General features: G+C 53.1%; 16 protein-coding genes. 5 read left to right on the top strand and 11 right to left on the bottom strand.

Features of this window, described 5'->3' with window-relative positions:
- Positions 1–31 precede the first annotated feature (31 nt).
- Both J7I43_RS21035 and J7I43_RS21030 read right to left on the bottom strand, forming a co-directional pair.
- The gene (locus J7I43_RS21035) at positions 32–1,825 is read right to left on the bottom strand and encodes a RagB/SusD family nutrient uptake outer membrane protein (protein WP_209147838.1); all 1,794 of its coding nucleotides are present in this window, start codon (positions 1,823–1,825) and stop codon (positions 32–34) included.
- Positions 1,826–1,836: 11 nt separating this feature from the next.
- Positions 1,837–5,124, bottom strand: a complete 3,288-nt coding sequence (locus J7I43_RS21030) for a SusC/RagA family TonB-linked outer membrane protein (protein ID WP_209147837.1) — start codon at positions 5,122–5,124, stop codon at positions 1,837–1,839.
- Between the two features lie 570 nt (positions 5,125–5,694).
- Here J7I43_RS21030 and J7I43_RS21025 point away from each other — a divergent pair.
- The 4 genes from J7I43_RS21025 to J7I43_RS21015 all read left to right on the top strand — a co-directional run bounded on the left by J7I43_RS21025 (position 5,695) and on the right by J7I43_RS21015 (position 7,409).
- Positions 5,695–5,952, top strand: coding sequence for a hypothetical protein (locus tag J7I43_RS21025; protein ID WP_209147836.1), 258 nt, complete (start codon positions 5,695–5,697; stop codon positions 5,950–5,952).
- Between the two features lie 82 nt (positions 5,953–6,034).
- On the top strand, positions 6,035–6,169 hold the full coding sequence (locus J7I43_RS24890) for a hypothetical protein (RefSeq protein WP_262898815.1): 135 nt from the start codon (positions 6,035–6,037) through the stop codon (positions 6,167–6,169).
- 182 nt (positions 6,170–6,351) lie between these two features.
- Positions 6,352–6,927 (top strand): hypothetical protein, encoded by a 576-nt coding sequence (locus J7I43_RS21020; protein WP_209147835.1) that lies wholly within the window; start codon positions 6,352–6,354, stop codon positions 6,925–6,927.
- Positions 6,928–7,082: 155 nt separating this feature from the next.
- Positions 7,083–7,409: a hypothetical protein gene (locus J7I43_RS21015; protein ID WP_209147834.1), complete on the top strand. Its 327-nt coding sequence runs from the start codon at positions 7,083–7,085 to the stop codon at positions 7,407–7,409.
- Positions 7,410–7,421: 12 nt separating this feature from the next.
- Here the strand turns inward: J7I43_RS21015 and J7I43_RS21010 are convergent, their stop codons facing one another.
- Positions 7,422–8,216 carry a cupin domain-containing protein gene (locus tag J7I43_RS21010; RefSeq protein ID WP_209147833.1) on the bottom strand — a complete coding sequence of 265 codons (795 nt, stop codon included), beginning with the start codon at positions 8,214–8,216 and terminating at the stop codon, positions 7,422–7,424.
- Between the two features lie 78 nt (positions 8,217–8,294).
- Here J7I43_RS21010 and J7I43_RS21005 point away from each other — a divergent pair, with 78 nt between their 5' ends.
- Complete coding sequence (locus tag J7I43_RS21005; RefSeq protein ID WP_209147832.1) at positions 8,295–9,287, top strand: helix-turn-helix transcriptional regulator; 993 nt, start codon at positions 8,295–8,297, stop codon at positions 9,285–9,287.
- An 8-nt stretch (positions 9,288–9,295) separates the two neighbouring features.
- On the opposite strand, the gene J7I43_RS21000 is transcribed toward J7I43_RS21005, so the two are convergent.
- From J7I43_RS21000 to J7I43_RS20965, 8 genes are all read right to left on the bottom strand, one after another.
- The gene (locus tag J7I43_RS21000; RefSeq protein ID WP_209147831.1) at positions 9,296–10,903 is read right to left on the bottom strand and encodes an alpha-amylase family glycosyl hydrolase; all 1,608 of its coding nucleotides are present in this window, start codon (positions 10,901–10,903) and stop codon (positions 9,296–9,298) included.
- 11 nt (positions 10,904–10,914) lie between these two features.
- Positions 10,915–12,099 (bottom strand): nicotinate phosphoribosyltransferase, encoded by a 1,185-nt coding sequence (gene pncB, locus J7I43_RS20995; RefSeq protein WP_209147830.1) that lies wholly within the window; start codon positions 12,097–12,099, stop codon positions 10,915–10,917.
- Positions 12,100–12,334: 235 nt separating this feature from the next.
- A complete protein-coding gene (locus J7I43_RS20990; RefSeq protein WP_209147829.1) occupies positions 12,335–13,012 on the bottom strand; it encodes a 3-keto-disaccharide hydrolase in 678 nt (225 codons plus the stop codon).
- Between the two features lie 3 nt (positions 13,013–13,015).
- Positions 13,016–13,348 carry a hypothetical protein gene (locus J7I43_RS20985; RefSeq protein WP_209147828.1) on the bottom strand — a complete coding sequence of 111 codons (333 nt, stop codon included), beginning with the start codon at positions 13,346–13,348 and terminating at the stop codon, positions 13,016–13,018.
- Positions 13,349–13,374: 26 nt separating this feature from the next.
- On the bottom strand, positions 13,375–14,304 hold the full coding sequence (locus J7I43_RS20980) for a DUF6772 family protein (protein ID WP_209147827.1): 930 nt from the start codon (positions 14,302–14,304) through the stop codon (positions 13,375–13,377).
- Positions 14,305–14,308: 4 nt separating this feature from the next.
- Positions 14,309–16,819, bottom strand: coding sequence for a sodium:solute symporter family transporter (locus tag J7I43_RS20975; RefSeq protein ID WP_209147826.1), 2,511 nt, complete (start codon positions 16,817–16,819; stop codon positions 14,309–14,311).
- 49 nt (positions 16,820–16,868) lie between these two features.
- Positions 16,869–17,978 (bottom strand): sialidase family protein, encoded by a 1,110-nt coding sequence (locus J7I43_RS20970; protein ID WP_209147825.1) that lies wholly within the window; start codon positions 17,976–17,978, stop codon positions 16,869–16,871.
- The gene (locus J7I43_RS20965; protein ID WP_209147824.1) at positions 17,972–19,471 is read right to left on the bottom strand and encodes a RagB/SusD family nutrient uptake outer membrane protein; all 1,500 of its coding nucleotides are present in this window, start codon (positions 19,469–19,471) and stop codon (positions 17,972–17,974) included. Before J7I43_RS20965 ends, J7I43_RS20970 begins: the two co-directional genes overlap by 7 nt.
- Positions 19,472–19,473 lie beyond the last annotated feature (2 nt).

The raw sequence follows: 19,473 nt of genomic DNA, 5'->3' as shown, positions 1-19,473 counted from the left end.
TTGTCAATTTTTTTGATCTGATGCTGAAAATTTACCATCCCGGGTTTTGCGGGAAACCTTGATAAAGGTTGATGAATTTGACCTGTAAGGGCAGCCAGTTGTGTTTCTTCAGCGCTACTCTTCTGATGATCAGTCTCTCGTGGAGGTTGACAGGCTTGCCGTCGGGGCCGCGATCGAAGTCGATGGCGGTTTTATCCAGGTAACGCGGGTCGCCGTTGCGGTTCCAGCGGCGGAGGTCCTGGAAACGCGCGCCTTCAAAAGCCAGTTCCACGGCGCGTTCCCGCACGATCTCTTCGAAAAACGCTTGTTTGTTGGCGGTAAATTTCGCGTCGAGATTGGGCAGTTGCGCCCTGTTGCGCACAATATTCATTGCACCTTCGGCCGTGAGGCTGTAATTGCCGGAAGTGGCCTGCGGCGTGCCCCCGTTCTGCGCGTACAGCACCGCTTCCGCATACATCAGGTAAATGTCTGCCAGGCGCAGGTAAGGCACATAAGCCTGGAGGCCGTTGGCTTTGGATACGGTGAAGCTCGCGTCCATCGGGGAATATCTTTTGGCGTAATAACCCGTTACGCTGGGCGGCTGTATCTGCGAACGGTGACGGCCGCCGTTGAACAGCTGGGCCGTTGCGTCCGAGCAGGAGCAGCTGAATATTTTGTCGCCGTCCACCACGATGTCTTTATAAAACCGCGGCTCGCGGCCCGTCCAGGGATCGTTGGGATCGTACCCGGAAGCGGGGTCCGTAATGGGAAGACCGTTCGCCATGGCATAGTTCTTTATGAAATTATGCGTGGGCACATCCGCGGAAGAGCCCGCATTCAGACCGAAAGACGAAGGCATGGTGGCGCCGAGGGTAGACCATCTTACGCGCGACCTGTCGTAGATCGTGGGCGCCATGATCACTTCCGTGCCGCCGGGGCGTTCGTTGTTCCAGCGCCAGAAATTATCCGTCCAGGTGCTCCAGGTCTGCATTTTGTAATCGCCCGTCTGGTCCGCCAGCGTAAGCAGTTCGCCGAACGCTTCCGCGGCCTGCTGGCACAGTGCGGGATCGAAGGAATTGCTGCCGGTGGCTTCTTCGTTGATCATCGGGCTGCCGGCAAACAGCAGCGCCTTGCCCAGGTAGCCCAAAGCATGGTATTTATTGATCCTGGTGGCGTTCTGGCCGGAAGTGGCTTCACCGGCGGGAATGTTGTCCCAGTTGGCGGGAAGCAGGTCCGCGGCGGCACGAAAATCTTCCGCCATCTTCTTCGCCGTTTCCTGGAAATTAAGCCGGTTGAATTCTTCGGTGATCAGGCTTTCCGTAGGGCTCAGCTCTCTCGTGATATAAGGCATGCCGCCCCAGTATTGCGCGATCTGGAAATAAAACCATCCCCTGAAAAAAAGCGCCTGGCCCTTGAGGATCTTCTTTTCCTCTTCAGTGCCCTGGAACAGGCCATCCTGGTCTATCCTGGCGATAGCGGTATTGGCTTTTGCAATGGCGTACCAGGCATATTCCCATATTCTTTTGGAACGGGGATTATTGTCCGTGGTATTCACATTCTGGCCGTAAAAGAGCCCTTCGGCGCCCCAGTAGTTGCCGTTGTCGAAATTATAGGGAGAGTTGTTGAGCGTTTCGTCCGCAAACAGGTACACGTTCCAGGCTCCGCCTTTGTTGGGGTCCATAATGCAGTTGTACATCTCTTCCACAAACCCCTGGAAGCTGATGAAGTTGCCGAACACTTCCCTTTCGCTGATATCAGCTTCCGGCGCCCTGTCCAGGTACTTCTCGCAGGAGCTGGAGCACAGCACCGCGATGAAAAAAACGATATAGAATTTAATATGCTTCATGGTTCATTTTTTTAGAAGGAAAGTTCAATACCCAGGTTGATCCTTTTCACGGTGGGATAAGCGCCTTCCGTAGCATTGCCGCCGGAGTAGCTGCCCTGCCTGTCGTCCGGGAGCTTAGACCAGAAGAACAGGTTGTTGCCGTTGAGGTAAAGCCGCATGGAATTGATACCTACCTGTTTGATCCAGGAGTACCGGCTGTTGAAATCGTATGCGAATTCCACGGTTCTGAGGCGGATGTAAGAGGCATCGTAGAGATAATAATCGCCGATGTTCTCCGCCTGCGTTCTCCAACGCGGCAGGAATACGCCGGAGTTGGGATTGTCTTTCGACCAGTAATTGCCGTCGCCGTACAGAATATTCGTGTAGTTCTGGAAGTTCGGGAAGTTGATCACCCTGCTGGCATTGTTCACGCCGTAGAAAGACACCAGGAAGCTGAAGTCTTTCCAGTTGGTGCCGAGCGTTACCACGGCGGTGTTTTGCGGCACTTCGGAATATCCCACGGGCACCACGTCGTCGCTGTTTTTGATGATGCCGTCCGCATTCATGTCCATGAGGTCGTAATAACCCGGAAGTTTCTGCATGTCGTTATTTTCCGTTGGCACGCTGGCATACACGTCGTCCCAGTTCTGGTAGATCTTGGATTTCACGAGGCTGCGCTGCTGACCGATCGGGTAACCCGCGGCTTTCAGGTAATCGTATTGCAGCGGCGGGTCGTCTCTGAAAATAACGGTGTTCCTGTTATGCGTCACCGATACGTTGGACCATAACAACAGGTCTTTGTTCAGTTCTTTGTTGATGCGCACTTCCACTTCGAAACCGTTGGACTTCACCCTGCCGAGATTGGCGCTGGGCGGCGTCATGCCAAAGAAAGGCGGCACGCTGCGTGAAGTTCCTCCCAGGAGAATGTCCGTTCTGTCCTGCGTATAATAATCGAAGTTGATGGAAATGAGTTGACGGAACATATCCAGCTCGAGGCCATAGTTGGTTTTTTGCGCGGTTTCCCAGTGAATGTCCGGGTTGCCCACCACGGATGTCCTGTAGAAATTATACGGGCTTTGCCCGTCTGTTTTTTCCGTAAGGCGCGCCCTGCCGCCGGTTGCATAAGCGGAAGCGTACAGCCAGCGGCCGCCGCCCACATCGTCGTTACCGATCGTACCTGTGTTGGCGCGCAGTTTCAGTTTATCGATCCATTTAACCTTGAAGAATTTTTCGTTGGAAATGTACCAGCCGACCGCCACGGAGGGGAAGAAGTGAAAACGGTAGCCGGGGCCGAATTGTTCGGAACCATTGTATGCGCCGTTGCCTTCCACGAAATACCGGAGTTTGTAATTATAAGTGGCGCGGAAAGCCCAGTCTTCACGATAGTTTTTGAACATGCTTCCCCGCGCGTACTCTTCACGTTTGAAAAGGCCCATGGCCGTTACGTCGTGCGCGCCGAACTTGCGTGTGTAGTTCAATTGCCCCTGGTAAGTAAGGCGGCGGTCGATGGGAATGTAACTGGCCCAGTTGGCGGCAATGATGTCTTCCTGCCTGATCGTCCAGGGCTGCAATACCCAGTCGTATTCCTCGTCGTTCACCGGCAGCATCACGGTATATTCGGAAGGGTCCTGGTCCGGGCCTTCGTACAATAAAGGATAAATCTGCTGGAAAGCCACGTTCGTTCTGGCTTCTGCCGGGCGCACGGAGTTTTGTATATCGTAAATACCGCCTTCCGAGCGGATGTTGTTGTCTGACGACAGCAACGCCCTTGCGGACAGGCCTTTGGTGATGAAGTCCAGGTTCTGCTCTATCACGAAATCAGACAGCAGCTGTGTGGCGCGCGTTTCGCGGATACCGAGATTGTATACTACCGCGGCCGGGTTGAGCGTATTGTTGCCTCCTTCCTGGTTGGCGCCCCAGCGGCCGTTGGGATACATGGGCAGGAAAAGGTCCGGTGCGAGGCCGTAAGTGGCGCGCCACATCCATGCGTCGCCGCGGCCGGTGCTGCCTTCGTTGTTGAAGTTGGTGTTTTTGAGGCTGTAGAAGCCGGAAAGGCCGAGACGGAATACCGTCGTTTTAGTAAGGTTAATGTCTATGTTGCTTCTGAAATTAAAACGGTCGAAGTTGTAATTGGGCTCATACCCTTTGCCGTTGTCGTAGAATTTGAACATGTCCCCTTCGTGCAGATAGGTAAGGGAACCGAAGTACTGGATCGTTTTGCTGCCGCCGCTGGCGCTGAGGGTGGCTTTGTGGGAAAAACCCACGTCGTCGTACAGCGCGTCCTGCCAGTCAACATTCGCGTAGATCTGCTGATATTCCGCGGTCTGCGGTTTCTGGTAACGCTGAACGATGTTGTAAGGCATGTAATCGTTCCAGGAAGATTCGTTCAATACGCCTTCGCGTTCGATGATCTCGTTGCGGGCCACGAGGGCTGCGTAGGAATCGAGCGTGGCGGGTTGTTTGGACAACATTTTCGCGGTGCCGACGTAGTTGAAGTTCAGCGAGGTTTTGCCGGCCTTGCCGCGTTTGGTGGTGATCAGGATCACGCCGTTGGCGCCTTCCACACCGAATACGGCGGTGGCGGAGGCGTCTTTCAGTACGGAGATGCTGGCCACGTCGTTCACGTCGATGTCGTTCATGTTACGTTTGATGCCATCTACCAGCACCAGCGGCTGTGCACCGTTCCAGGTGGTTTGTCCGCGAATGAACAGGTTGGTGGCGCTTTCGCCGGTCAATATACCGCCCGGTTCGCCGGAGGAGGTAAGGCCTACCAGGCCGGGCACTTGCCCGACCAATGCTTCCCGTAAGTCGGGTACGTTACCGGTTCTTTTGAGCTCTTTATTGGAGACCTGGGAAATGGCGCCCACCACGCTTTCTTTTTTCTGCGAGCCGTAGCCGACCGCTACTACTTCGTTGAGCGTGGTACTGCTCGGGGTGAGCGCGATTTTGAGCGCCACCTGTTTACCAACGGCGATCTCCCGTGTAACCATGCCGATGAATGAAAAGACAAGAATCGTGTTGTCGTCCGGCACGGCGATGGTGAACCTTCCGTCAGGGGTGGTTTGCACGCCTTTGGTCGTGCCCTTGATCTGTATGTTCACCCCGGGGATGGGCGTTCCGGTATCGTCGGTAACGACGCCGGTAACTTTCCGTTCGGCCTGGAATGGCGCGATGGGAAGGGCCGCTGAATAAGGCGGCGAAAAGGTCCACCCGTCGGGGCTGGACGGCGCCCCTGCACGAACCGGCACGGCTCCGGCAGCGGGCGATTGCATGAATAGGAATAGCAGGGCTGTGCCCGCAAGGCGAGTTGAGTATAACATGGAATCTGAATTTTCTCAGCATAAAAGGTTGACAACATTGCAGAAGCAGCCGGAAACAGCCGGCAGACGGAGCTATAGCCGTCGCATTGCTTTCAGCAGGTTGTCAGGGATCGTTTTTGTGATGACTGTGCTTCCGCTACGGACAGGCGGGATTTTGGCAGATGTTTTCATAACTAAGGTTAAATAGTATTCACAAATAAGCTCATCTCCGGCCGGAACACGCCGCCAGACCCAAAAATTGCAAACGTTTGCATCCAAGGTGCATTTTTTACATCAAAAATTAATGATGAAACGATAGGGGAAAATTTGCCAGGATTCTACATCATACACAGAGCTTGTTAAACGTGGCCATGGTGGTTCCTTTCAATCCACATGAACTCCCTCGTGGAAGGGTAATCTCATCTAATGATCTTGGTTATTCAGTCCCTTAAAAAATGCAAACGATTGAAATATACGCTAAAGATCTTCAATTATTTTAGCACATTCTGATATTATTTTATTATATCGTTATGGTATTTTCACATAATACATGATTAAATTGTTAAACGGACCATCCGTCACACCCCATCCTTGATCCACAACATTTATACGCCCCCTTTCCGCTATCGTCGTATCCTTGTTTTATTAACCTCATTCTGGATTGAAAACATTACCGAAGCGGACCAGTACGAAAAAGGCTACATCGCGGCGCATCCGTCGGAAATTCTTTCCTGCATGGATTACCCGCTGGGCGGTATTATGGCGACACTAACGTTATCACTACTGCAGGACATGTTCCTGTTCGGCAAAGCGCTCAGCAGCGGGAACTGCTGCCGCCAGCGCTTGTAAAAACGATGTACCAGCCCGTAAGGCTCCGAATGGCGAACGTTTTTTCACCGAAGGGAAAAAGACCTACACGCTTAGCTGGGAAGTGAATGAGATAAACTTCGCGGGCCAGTTCGTGGCATGCCACGGCGGCAGCCTGGTAGGGCTTACCACGCTGCTTTTCCCCAAAAGCCCCAATGCCGGCAGAAATTATGCGGAAACATTGATGTACCGGGTTTGAAAGAAGAAGCGATGGCCCTGTACAGGAATACGTTGGGGCTCAACCCCGGCGATGAAAGAGCTAGGAACACATTAAAAAAAAGGCTGTCGCGGCAAAATGATCATGAAAAGTATGCCCTTCATTTAAAATAGAATTAAACTGCAAACACAAATCTTCCCCTGAATTTTATTTCCCTTTACAGGATGAAAGATGTTAAAATCTCCCGCGAGCGCCTGTTTTCATATGTGTTGTTAGGCGTAAGATGCCTGCTGGCCTGGACTTTACTGCGCTACGGATATGCGAAACTAAGAGGCGATCAGTTCCACGTAACGCCGGAAACGATGGAGCTTCCTTTAAAAAACATAGATCTGTTCAGACTTTCGTGGTATATGGCGGGACACGAGCCGTTTAATCTTTTCATCGGCATTTCGCAGATCATCGTCGCGGTATTGCTGCTCTGGACGCGCACCCGGCTGATCGGCGCATTCGCCTCTATCCCGATCTGGATCAATATATTGATGTGGGATATCACTTTCATGGGGCTAAATACGCCGTTCACCATCAGAATCCCTGTTTACCTGTTCCTTACCTTCCTGGTGCTGTGGGGGCAAAAGGAAGAAGTTATTTCCGCCATTAAAACGCTCCTGGCAAAAGAACCGCGGGCATCGCGGTTCCCGGTCTGGAGTTATTTACTGTTGCCGCTGGTGGCGGTTGTGGTGGAACTACTGACCGCAGCGCCGCTGGCAATAGCGCATTATATTCAACTGTGGGTGAAATAACGCCTGGTTTCATTTTTTTTGGACACCCCTCTTCCACACCCAAAAGACGCACTGCCGCCTCGTAAAATTTTTCCTTTCTTTTACTTTGAATTACAAAGTACTTTTCATTAACTTTGTATTACAAAGCAGTCATTTCACTTTTAAACTGATCCAAGATGTCAAATCAAAACAGTCCCTCCCTTCCCAGGCCATCCCTGCTCAAACGCGTGCTGATCGGCGCGGGTATTGCGCTGGTGCTGATCACGATTTTCCTGTTCCCCGTTGAAGGCAGACCGGAATGGGGCGCTTTCTGGAAAGTACGGCCTATGATCGTAGTGCCGCTGGCCGGCGCAGCGGGCGGCGTATGTTCTTATTTCATTCAGAACCTGTTTGGCGCGGGCGGCCGGAGAAAAGCACTGGTCGTGATCCTGAGCGTGATCGTGTATATCGTCGGGTTGTGGATGGGAACTATCCTGGGGCTGGACGGAACGTTGTGGGATTAAACACCCCGGCTGTCATTTAAAATATTGGTAAAGCGCTTTGTCTTCCCCTCTCCACTGCGCGATCTTTGCCAGCGCCCCAATCAGCGGCTCCTGGAACCAACGCGGCATGGCGGGCAGGTACGATTCGGAATAGGCCAGCAATAATACCATGTGCCAGGGATTCTCTGTCATATCGTTGTGCAGCTTGCCGTCGTTGATCAGGCCATAACCGACCCGCAGCGTTTTTTCAAGACCGGCGGCAGGGGTGATTTTCACCAAAAGCACGGATTTTTCACCGTTCGCGTTTTTGAAATAATGAAGCTCCTTTTTGGCGGCCGAGGCCGAGGCGCCTTTTTTCAATAATATTTCCTTTCCATCCTGCCCGATACGCACCGCTCCTTCCACCACCGTAAACGATTCCTCGAAGTTGGCGTGATAATGCCAGTCGTTTCCCCCATACGGCTCCAGCTCCACTTCCACCAGCTCATAAGCGCCGCCGGTTTCCACGCCGGTCTTTACGAAGGTAGCCGCGTAATTCCCTTCGCTGTTCACGATCCGCCTGTCCGTACGAGGCCCGACCGTACGGTCCAGCGGGGGAAGAAAGGCGGCAAAAAATACAATAGCCAGGTAACCGGCCGTTAATACGAACACCGGGAAGCCCAGTAAGGTGTACGCCAGCTTCAGCCATACCCGGGTTTTACTGCGCCAGATCCTGAAAATACCTACCGGGTAAAAGGCGAGCGAAAGCCGGAAAGACCATTTTCTTTTTTTAACGGTTGGTACGGCTTTTTCCGCAGTCCATACCGCATTGCTTTGAATTGATTCCATAAAAATTCCAGTTTTATGCAAAGTTGCATCGAAAGCCCCCGCCGGTTGTTCAGGCAAACGGATTATAAATTTTGAAAAATGGATAAAATCAATCTTGCTAACTGGAACGATATTTTCGGGAAAACGGAACAAAAAGTGCTGTTTGCTTCGGAACGGTATACCGATCTGCATTTTTGTTTCGAAGAACCGGGCCTGGCTTCGGGCTCCATCCGGTCGGTTTCCACGCCGGGCATGCAGCTCACGGAGCTGTCTCTTCACTCCGGCCAGCCATTTCAGCTCTCCGACGAACCGAAAGAAACGGCGGAATCGGTATTTCTGCTCGACGGCGGCGCCGAATCGCAGTTCCATAATATTTCCGCGCCTTTGTTATTCAACAAACATCATCACAATCTTCAATACAATTCCCAATTCGGCGGCACACACACTATCAGTTCGCCGCGCTTTCATGCACTGACCATTACCTATGACCTTTCTTTTCTGCATGAATTGTTTGAAAGCGACGAAAACCGCAGCATCGGGCAGTTGGCGAATGCGGTGCAACGGGGAGAAACTTTCCTGGCAAGCCATTGCGCGCTGCAGTCCGGCGGGCGCATAGCGGAAGTGATCGGGACTATCACGCAATGCCCGTTTACAGGCAGCACCCGGTATCTTTTCCTGGAAAGCAAGATGATGGAATTATTTGTGCTGCAGATGGAACAGGCACAGCTGGCGGCCGGGCGAAAAGGAGATGAATGGACGCCTGCGGACCGCGAAAAACTTCACGCGGTAAAACATTACATCGAAAACGCCTATCTCGAAACATTCAGCCTGAAAGACCTCACCTACCAGTTCGGGTTGAATGAATTCAAATTAAAGAAAGGTTACAAACAATTATTTCAAACAACCATTTTCGGCCACGTGCACCGGCTCCGTTTGCAAAAGGCACGGATGCTTTTACAGGAGAAAACTTTCACCGTAGGGGAAGCCGCTTTTTTTATCGGGTACAATAACGTGAGCAGTTTTTGCACGGAATTCAAAAAACAGTTTGGTTACAGCCCGGGCAGGTATAAACTTTGCGCGGACGTTGCCTGATACGCCGGTCATTTATCAAGCCTGACCAGCAATCCTTCGTCGCCGTTCAGGCTGATAATGCCGGACACTTTATTGCCTTCTCTTTCCCGCGACACGGCTATTTCCACCGTTCCGCCGAACGTAAAATCCTGCGGTTTGAAATACGCCGGCCTGTGCGTAAGGTTCAGCACCACCAGGAAAACGTCGCTGCCTTCGGAATGCCTGGTATACGCCAGCAACTGCGTATCCGCATAAACCGTTTTGTAATGCCCCCGGTGCAGCGCCGGTTCCTGCCTGCGCAGTGCGATCAGGCGCCGGTAAAGGTTCAGCATCGACCATGGATATTTTTTCTGCAGCTGCACGTTCCTGCGCGGATAATCGCCGTCTACCCTTAACCATGGCCGCCCGCCGGTGAAACCCGCGTTTGGGCCGTCGTCCCATTGCATGGGCGTGCGCGCCGGGTCGCGGCTCATATTTTTATCGGGCATATTGAGCCCCTGCGGGTCCTGTATCTCTTCGAAAGGAATCGCCACATCGCGCATACCGATCTCATCGCCGTAATAAACGGTGGGCGTGCCGCGCAAGGTAAGCAGCAGCATGGCTGCAACGCCCGCCTGCTCCGCACCGGCACGGCTGGCGATACGCGGCCGGTCGTGGTTGCTGAGCACCCAGTTGGGCCAGCTTTGCAAAGGCAGCGCGCCTTCGTAATGGTCGATGGCGGCGGCGATCTGCAGGGCGTCCCAGGGCAGCGAAAGCAACAGGAAATTAAAAGGCAGGTGCGCGCCTTTGTTGTCTACACCGTAATACATCATCAGCTCCCTGATAGGGAGATACACTTCGGCGATCAGCACGCGGTCGCCCGTGTATTCTTCCAGTACGCCGCGCATGCGGCGGGTAATGCCTTGCACCTCCGGCCGGTCTGTGGAATACACCGGCAACAGCTGGTCGTATGCAGGCATATGCTGCGTATAATCCGGGTTGGGCGGATTGTCCCTTAATTGTTCATCTTTAAAAATGAACCAGAGCACGTCCACCCTGAAGCCGTCCACGCCTTTATTCAGCCAGAAGCGCATCACATCGAACATCGCTTCCTGCACTTCGGGGTTCCGCCAGTTAAGGTCGGGTTGTTCTTTCAGGAATGCGTGATAATAATATTGCTGCGTTTGTTCGTCCCATTCCCAGGCGCTGCCGCCGAACACGCTCAGCCAGTTGTTGGGCGGGTAGCCTTCAGGCCCGGCGTCTTTCCAGATGTACCAGTCGCGTTTGGGATTGTTTTTTGAGGAACGGGATTCCACGAACCAGGGATGCAGGCTGGAGGTATGGTTGGGCACCAGATCGAGCAGGAGTTTCATGCCGCGGGCGTGCACTTCGTGCAGCAATTCCTCAAAATCTTCCAGGTCGCCGAAAAGCGGGTGTATGTTAACGTAATCGCTGACATCGTACCCAAAATCGGCCATGGGAGAAGGGAAAATGGGGGAAAGCCAGATGGCGTCGATGCCCAGCCACCGGAGATAATCCAGCCGCTGAAGCACGCCTTTGAGATCACCAATGCCGTCGCCGTTGCTGTCCTGGAACGATCGCGGGTACACCTGGTAGATGATCCCGGTTTGCCACCATGGTAATTGATCTGCTGTCATCTTTCAAACTTTTAAGGGTTATCGGTAATGCCCAGGCTCGATTTTGCCAATGAGATCGTTTGTTCGTCGCCGGTATATTTGCCGTGTTCGTCGGACAATTTTACGACCGGCGCCCAGGCTTCTCCCTGGGCGGAGGCTTCCGTCATTTTTATGACGATGTTCAGCGCCGGCGGGCCGGCGTCGTTGGTGAGATTGGTGCCGATGCCGAACGACATGTTGATCCTGCCCCTGCAATACTCCGTTATCCGCGCTACTTTATCATAATTCAGCGCATCTGAAAAAATGATCGTTTTGGAAAGCGGGTCGATGCCCATGCTTTTGTAATGTTCGATCACTTTTTGCGCAAACACGACGGGATCGCCGCTGTCGTGGCGCACGCCGTCGAACAGCTTGGAGAACATTTTATCGAACTGGCGGAGAAAAACGTCTGTTGTGTAAGTATCCGCCAGGGCGATGCCGAGATCGCCGCGATACACCTGCACCCAATGTTCCAGCCCCATCGCGTTGGCCATTTTAAAGCCGTAACGGGCGGCATGGAACATAAACCATTCATGCGCATGCGTGCCGATAGGTTTTGTACCGTATTCCATCGCCAGGTGTACGTTGCTGGTGCCCACGAAAGCCGCGCCGCCATTGGCACGGAGCGCCTGCAACACGAGGCGGTGCACTTCGTAGGAAAACCTGCGCCGGGTACCGAATTCCGCCACGGTTACGCCCAGTTCGCTGAAGCTCCCGGCTTTCGCGGCAGTGCGCGCCATCACCTCTTCGTCGCTGATCCGCGCCGGCTGGCCTTGCCGGTAATACAATTCGCAGATGAGGAACATCAGCGGCACTTCCCATAAAATGGTGCGGTACCATGGGCCTTCCACATGTACTTCCAGCTGGCCGCCATGTTGCGTAATAACCACCTCATTGGGATCGTAACGGTAACCTTCGAGAAAATCGAGGTAGAGCGGGTCCAGGTAGGGACAGGCGATGCGTAAATATTGTTTTTCGCCGCGCGTCAGCGCCAACAACCGCATTTCACCCACCGCACCGCGCAGCTTTTCCGCAAAACCCGGCGGAAAGGAATGGCGGCCCCGGTTGATGAACCGGTAACGGGCCTTTGCGTATGGAAACAGGCGTATCACGCCCTGCTGCATGGTGAATTTGTAGAAGTCGTTGTCGAGAATGGAGATGGGGATGCGATTTTCCATATGCTACGGTCGTTAACGGGGTTTGATGCGCATAATTTGTGCCAGAAGCCGTCGTCTCGCTCCCCGACAACACGATGGTAATCCTGACCGGTCTGCCATTGTAGAAATTCCATCCGTAAAAAAGGAATATACCGGGAACAAAAATGGGCTGCATTAAGAAGCAGCCCATTGTAAGTGAATGTTCCGGGAAACCGGAACATCTTCCAGTCATCATTAATTCCATTGTTATGAATCATTACAATCTCCGTATCCTGATATTCCTGAACCAGACCCTATCGCCATGGTCCTGCAGGGAAATGTGCCCCGACCGGAATTTTCCATATTGCCGCATAACGGCGAATTTGCTTTTGTCTACCAGTTTTTGCCAGCTGTCGCTGCCGATCCGGTAGTCCTGCACTTTTTTGCCGTTCAGCCAGTGCTGCACGTGGCCGTTTTTTACTTTTAACCTGAAACGGTTCCATTCGCCCGCGGGTTTTACCGCATTGGCGAGCGGCGCCATCAGGTCGTAGTTCGCCCCGGCTTTGTGCGTTCCTTCCGCTCCTTTTTTGGCGTCAGGGTGCCGTTCGTCGTCCAGTATCTGTACCTCCGGGCCGGTTTCGAAAACGTATTTGTACAAAGAATCTTCGGAGACATGAAAAAGCACGCCGCTGTTCCCGCCTTCCGAAATCTTCCAGTCCAGCCGCAGATCGAAATTCTCATACTCCTCTTTGGTCACGATGTACCCGCCTCCTTTTTTCGTAAGCGTCAGCGTTCCGTCTTCGACCTTCCATTCTCCGGGGAGATAGTTTTTCTTATATCCGCGCCAGTGCGCTGTGGAGGCGCCATCGAACAACCTGATCCATTTGTGCCCGGGCGAAAAGCTCCACAGCGGCACTAACGCGGTTATAAAAAATAATATTCCGGCTTTCCGCATGCGTTATGATTTAAGGTGTAAATGAACGGAGGCTTTTATTTCAGCGCCGTCTGTTATCACGCCGTTTATCCGCAGCCAGTTGCCGAAATGGGAAACCTTGCAGAAATAATAACCGGGTTTGTCTATCACCGGGAAAACGGCGCCTTCCGGAATCCAGTTAATGCCATCCGGTGAAATTTCCACATAGGCGTTCACCGAAGCGTTTTTGCCTGTCAGTTCTTCCACTATCAGGAAAAATATCGCTTCCCCCGCCCATCCTGCTTCCATGGGATGCGAACTGACAGTGCCTGTAAAATGTTTTCTGCGTTCTACCGCAGATGCTTGAAAATGTCTCATATCAACTATCGGTCTCTTATTAAAAATTATTCAGCGGAAATAACCACGGAATCCGCATAAAAAAACACGCGCCTGTCCGTATCGTTCTCCACCCACATGCTTGGGTTAAACAAACCTTTTATTCTCGCATAAGGCGCGGTGAGCGTAGGTTTCATTCCCCTGAGGTCAAATATCCTGTCGCCGGACTGCAGTTCTACGTACTCTCTTTTTTTTGTGTCTATCAGCAGCCTGAGATAACTCCAGTTGATCTTGTCGTCGCTTTCGTTGTAGCAGAGGTCCTGGTAACCGTCGGGGATGAATTCAAAACCGTCGGTGGAGCCGTCCGGGTAGCGGTTGCCGTACCACATGGCGTCGATGCCCATTTTGCACCAGTCGTCTTCCACGCCATACGCCCATTCCGTATCGGTCACCTCTTTCGCTTTGAAGATCTGCCAGCGGCGCACCATTTCACCGTTTACCGCGTTCAGGTACCGCGCCCCGATAAAGTAGCGGTATTCATCGTCCTGCACGTCGAAGAAAACGCCGAATGCGCGCATGGCCTGTTCGCTCAGTCCCTGGCGGTCCTGTTCGGGCGTGTAGGCATACCACATTTCGTACTGGCGCAATCCCCTGGGGAGATGCGTGGTGAGGCGTTTGATGCCGTGTGAAAGACTGCCTGGAGCGGGCGCTTCCGTGTAGGGGTTTGCTGCAGGCCGCGTGGACAATTTCAGGGAATAGGTCCCGTTCATCGAACCATGCGTTCCCGCCAGCCTGAAACTCGCGCTGCTGAGCATCAGCGGGCCCCATTGCGTTTTATCCACATGGCTGTACCGGAGCGTGTTAAAATCTTTCCCTACATAATTGGGATGCAGGTCCATCCAGCCGTTGAGCCCTTTGTCGAAATCATCATAACATATGATCTTCCCTAATGGCTGGTATTTGCTTAAACCCGTGTCCAGTGCAATAACTTGTTGCATATATTTATTTTTCTTTTTCTTTTAGATGATCGTTGATGGAATACCAGGTTAGTCCCTGCAGCCCCTTTTTCCCGGGGAAGAGGCAGCTGGCGAGATAACCGATGATGCAGCAGCTCAGGAAACCGATAGCGCTGTACAGCCAGAAGCTGAGCGGGGTCATTGTTTTCACCAGATAAAGGATCAGCCCGCTGCTCACCGCCCCGATCAATGCGCCGGTGGCATTCGCTCTCCGCGTGAAAATGCCCAGCATGAACAACGCCGCTGAAGCCCCGATAAAAAGACCGGTGATCTCCTGGAATACATCCAGGATAGAATTGACATCCATAAACACCAGTATCAATGAAAGACCTGTAGCAAAAACTCCCAGTACCACGGTAGCGATCTTTGCGACCCTGCCGGTATGTTTTTGCGTGATATCTTTTTTATACCTCCCGTAGAAATCCGTCGTAAAAATGGTGGCGACGCTGTGAATGGAACCTTCGAGCGTAGACATAGACGCCGCGAAGATGGCCGCGATGATAAGCCCGCTGAGCCCAACCGGCGCGCGCTGCGCGATGAACATCGGGAGAATGCCGTCTGAAGCGATGGCAGGATTAAGCTGGCTGGGGTTCTGTTTGTAATAAACATACAGCGCCGTTCCCAGGCCATATATCACGATCGCCCATGGCACGGAAACCGCTACGTCCGCCCACACGCTTCTTCGCGCCTGCTGCAGGCTTGGCGTGGTCATATACCGCTGCACCACCGCCTGGTCGCTGGTGAGGTTGCCCAAACGGATAAATATATTCCCGACCAGGATCACCAGCAGCGATGAAGAGGTAAAATCCCAGTTCAACGCTCCCAGGCTGAATTTGTGGTCCGCAATGCCCTGTGTAAAAAAGTCGCCTATCCCGCCCTTCAAACCGGCAACAGCCAATACGATACACACAAGCGCGCCGCCGAACAGCAGCACGGCCTGCGCCACTTCGATCCAGATCACCGCTTCTATGCCGCCAACCACCGTATATACGGTGCTCAGCACACCCATGATCAGAATGCAGGTAACGGTATCCAGCGGCGTAACCGCTGAAAGCGCCAGCGCCGGCAGGTACAGCACTAGCCCCATGCGCGCCAGCTGAAACAGTACGAACACCGATGCGGCGAAAAGACGCGCGCCGGAATTAAAACGTTCTTCGAGATATTGATAAGCACTGGCTACATTGAGCTTTCTGATAAAAGGAATATATGCTCGCGTTACGATCGGCACCGCGACAAACCAGGTGAATACGCCGGCGAAGTAGGCCCAGTTAACGGCGTACGCCTTCGCAGGTATGCTCATAAACCCGATGGCGCTTACCTGTGTGGCCATGATGCTGATGCCCGCAGCCCAGTAAGGAATATTTTTGCTTCCCAGCAGGTAGTCGCCGGAAGCCTGCTTTTTCTTCGAAAAATAAAAGCTCATCAGGCCAAGCCCGGCCAGGTAAAGCACCAGGGTGGTGTAATCTATCCAGCCGAATTTGCTTTTTTGCTGAGTGGTTTGCAGCGTGGCCGCCTGTACCTGGCTGGTGCGCACGCCGGGACGCAGTTCCCCCCCCACCACCAGCAGTTTGTTGTTCCAGTTCACCACGGCCGCGCCGGCCACGCCTGCGGGCATATTGCTGAATACCGTCCAGGTATTGGTAATGGTATGATAAGCCAGCACTTCTTTCGTCATATGATAATTATCGCCCAGCTCAACCGCTTTCTCCGCATCATGCCCGTCTGACCCGCTGAACAGCAGCGCATGCGTTTGGCCCAGCGGAACAACCGGACTATAAAATGCCGCTCTCGGCAACGCTGCGATGGGTTTCCATTTGTTGCGGCGCGGATCGTAGGAAAATGCGTCTTTCAAATAACCAGCTGCGCCTTTGCCGCCGAAGAAATACAGGCAGTCGTATTCCCCGTTGCCCTGGGCCGTCATCGCCGCGCCGAATCTTGCAGCGCCGGGCCAAACGTCCAGCGGCTGCCATTGCCCGCCGCCTTCAGGCGAAAGGTCCAGCTTCCAGAAAACCTGCTGCGGACGGTCATTTTCATCCTGCCCTCCTGCAACGTAAATGTGATGACCGATCTTCGCGGCGGAAGGGGAAGACAATGGCCTGGGAAGACGCGGAAACGCCGTATCGATACTAATCTTCTCCGACGCAGGGTCCCAGCTTATTAAAAAAACTTTATCCGATCTTGTTTTGCCATCGGTTCCGCCCAACACCAGCACCCCCCCGTTGAGGCTCACTACGCCGGCATTTGTTACGGGCACGGGCAAACGCCCCGCTTCTATCCATTCTTTCGTGTGATGATCTTTTGTTACATAGATCCGGTCGTACACGATCTTTTGCCCGCCAGCTGCAATAGGGCCGCTAAAATTATTTCCGCCGGCAACGATCAGCGCGCCATTGCTGACGCCTGCAAGGGCATGGCTAAGCCCTTCCTTCACCGGCAGGTCGCCGGACTTGTCCCATGATAATCCCTGCGCCGCTGCCATTGTCGGAATGATCATCATTGAGGCCACACACAGTAATAGAATATATTTTTCCAGATGTCTCCGCATATTATTTTGAATTATCCATCAGCCATTGTAAGCTGAACCGCACGAGTGAAACGGTATCGGGCATATGTGTCCCCCCGCCGTGACCGTATAAACAAATGATACTTTTATCCGGCAGCACGGCCAGGTCCGAATAAGTGGCGCTACCTTCCTGGAGCAGCTTGCTCACCGGCCAGGTTTTTCCTTCATCCCGGCTTAAACGGATGGTCAGGTCTCTCCTTTTATTGGGATAAGCCGGCTGCGAAACAAGCAGGATGTTGGGTTTGAGCGAATAACGCGTGAGGCCGATATCGCAGACGGTGCCGGTAAGCCCTTTGTCGTATTCGATGGGAGACGACCAGCTGGCGCCTTTATCCTTACTGATTGCCCTGGCCTGGAACGAGCCGCCCTGCGAAGTGATCGTTCGCGCAACCATCAGCACATCGCCATTCTTTTTTTCCACGATCTGCGATTCGTTAAATTCTCCTACGGGCGTATCGCCGCCAAGTTTCCAGGTTTTGCCGTGATCGTCGCTGTAAATGCAATTCACGCCGTATTTTCTTTCCGCGGCAACGAAGGAAATGGATCTCCTGTGCCATACCTGCACCATCAGCCGGTTGTTTTTCAGCTGAATGCCGTGGCCGGGGCCGGGAAGATGAAACGTCCATCCATGCGGGCTTCCGTCGAAAAGACGGGTAATCTCCGTTGCACCGGACCAGGTTAATCCATCATCTTTACTTGTCATGAAAAAAACCTGCGAACTGTCGTTATGATGATTCAGCGCATAAAAAAGAAACAGTTCTTTCGTTTTACGGTCCTGCACGATCGTCGGATTCCCCCAGCATTGGCCGTTGGTGCTGATGAGGAGCAGCTTCGACGGTGAAAAGGTGTTCCCTCCGTCTGTACTGCGCCTTAACGCGATGTGATGAGCGCCATCGTCTTTGGCGGAGATGCGCGCTTCCGCCAGTGCCAGGATGGTCCCTTTATCGGTAACGGCCAGCCCATACACGAAATGCGCGAGGATAGTATCCTCGTTCGCCTGCCACAGCACCGTACGCTGCGGAGCGTCCTGCCCTTTTGCGAATACCGCGCACAATAGCAGCGCTGCCGTGATGATCCTTTTGATATTTACCATTCCGGGTTCTGTTTGATCTTTGAATTGAGTTGAATTTCATTTGCCGGTATCGGGAAAAGCAGGTGCTTGTCTGTAACGGGGTATTCAGGATGAACGGCCTTGATCGTTTGCACGAGGCGTTTCGTTCTTACCAGGTCGAACCATCGGTGGCCTTCAAACCCAAGCTCAATAGCTCTTTCATTCAGTACGGCGTCGCGGAAAGTTTCTTTTGACAAACCTCCCAGGTCTGCAGGCGTAGCCGAAGGATTCACGCCGTCCCTGTTCCTCGCTCTTTTCCTGATCGCGTTGATCATGGCGTAAGCTTCGGTTGTTGGGCCTGAAACTTCATTCAGCGCTTCAGCCCGCATCAGGTACACATCTGCCAGCCTCAGCACGGTAAAGTTCCCGGAGAAAGAGGAGATATCGCGGGTGGCGCCGTTTTTATTGATATATTTTTTCGCGGGACTGGGATAAGGCACTGCGAGCTGCTGCCAGGTAACCGTGTTCCCGTTCTTGTCAGGCCCGGATGTATAAAACGTACATTCTTTACGGTAATCGTCATCCGGGTATTTGTTGAAAAACTGTACTTCGGCAGCAATGCCGCCTCCATCGGAAGCAGTCTGTCCGGGGATCACGAGCATTCCTCTCGGCAAGGAAAAAGATCCAAATATGCTATGTTCGCCCGAAGAGATCAGTGCACGGTCGCCCTGCCATTCGAATAAAGATTCCTGGTTGAACTCATCCTCCGAACCGATCGCTTTTTCGTAATCGGCCAGCAGCACATGCTGCGGCATGGCGAGCACCTCGCTGCAAAGGTCCGCGCATTTCTGATAGTCGCCGGCCTGTGCGGCAACCGACGACGCTCTCGTAAGATAAACTTTTGCCAGCAAAGCTTTCGCAGCGCCTTTCCTGGCCCTGCCGTTCTGGTTAACGGGCGCAAGGTGCTCCGATGCATATTCGAGATCGGAAATGATCAGGTCGTACACATCCGCCACGGGTGATCTTGCGATATCCACCTGGCTGAGCGCGGTTACTTCGATAGTCACCAGCGGCAGATCACCCCACAACCTCACGCCGTAAAAATAATCGAGCGCCCGCAGAAACTTCGCCTCGGCGAGATATTGCGTTTTCAGCGTCTCGTCCATCTCGATGGCGGGCACGCGGTTGAGAACGATATTTGTCGCGTTGATGGCGGCGTACATGTTGTTCCAGACACGGGAAACATCCTCATTATCCGCCACATAACTGAATTCGTCCAGCGGTTTCTGCGCGGTGAGCGTGGGCGAAAGCGCTTCGTCCGACGCAAACCAGGTAATGTATTGCAGCCTCCTGGCGATGAATGTTTCGCTGTTGCTGCCCAGCGCGTCGTAAGCGCCGGTTAGCGCGATGAATGCATCGTTCGCTGTTTTGTAATAATTTTCAGGCGCCAGGAAACTCTTGGGCTCTTCTTCCAGAAATTTGCTGCAGGATGAAAACAGCACACCGGCCAGCACAAAAAGAAAAATATGTTTCATGA

Source organism: Chitinophaga chungangae, from assembly GCF_017742215.1.
GTDB lineage: Bacteria > Bacteroidota > Bacteroidia > Chitinophagales > Chitinophagaceae > Chitinophaga > Chitinophaga chungangae.
Note: the sequence above shows the minus strand (reverse complement) of the source record. Positions and strands in the feature narration are given on the sequence as shown.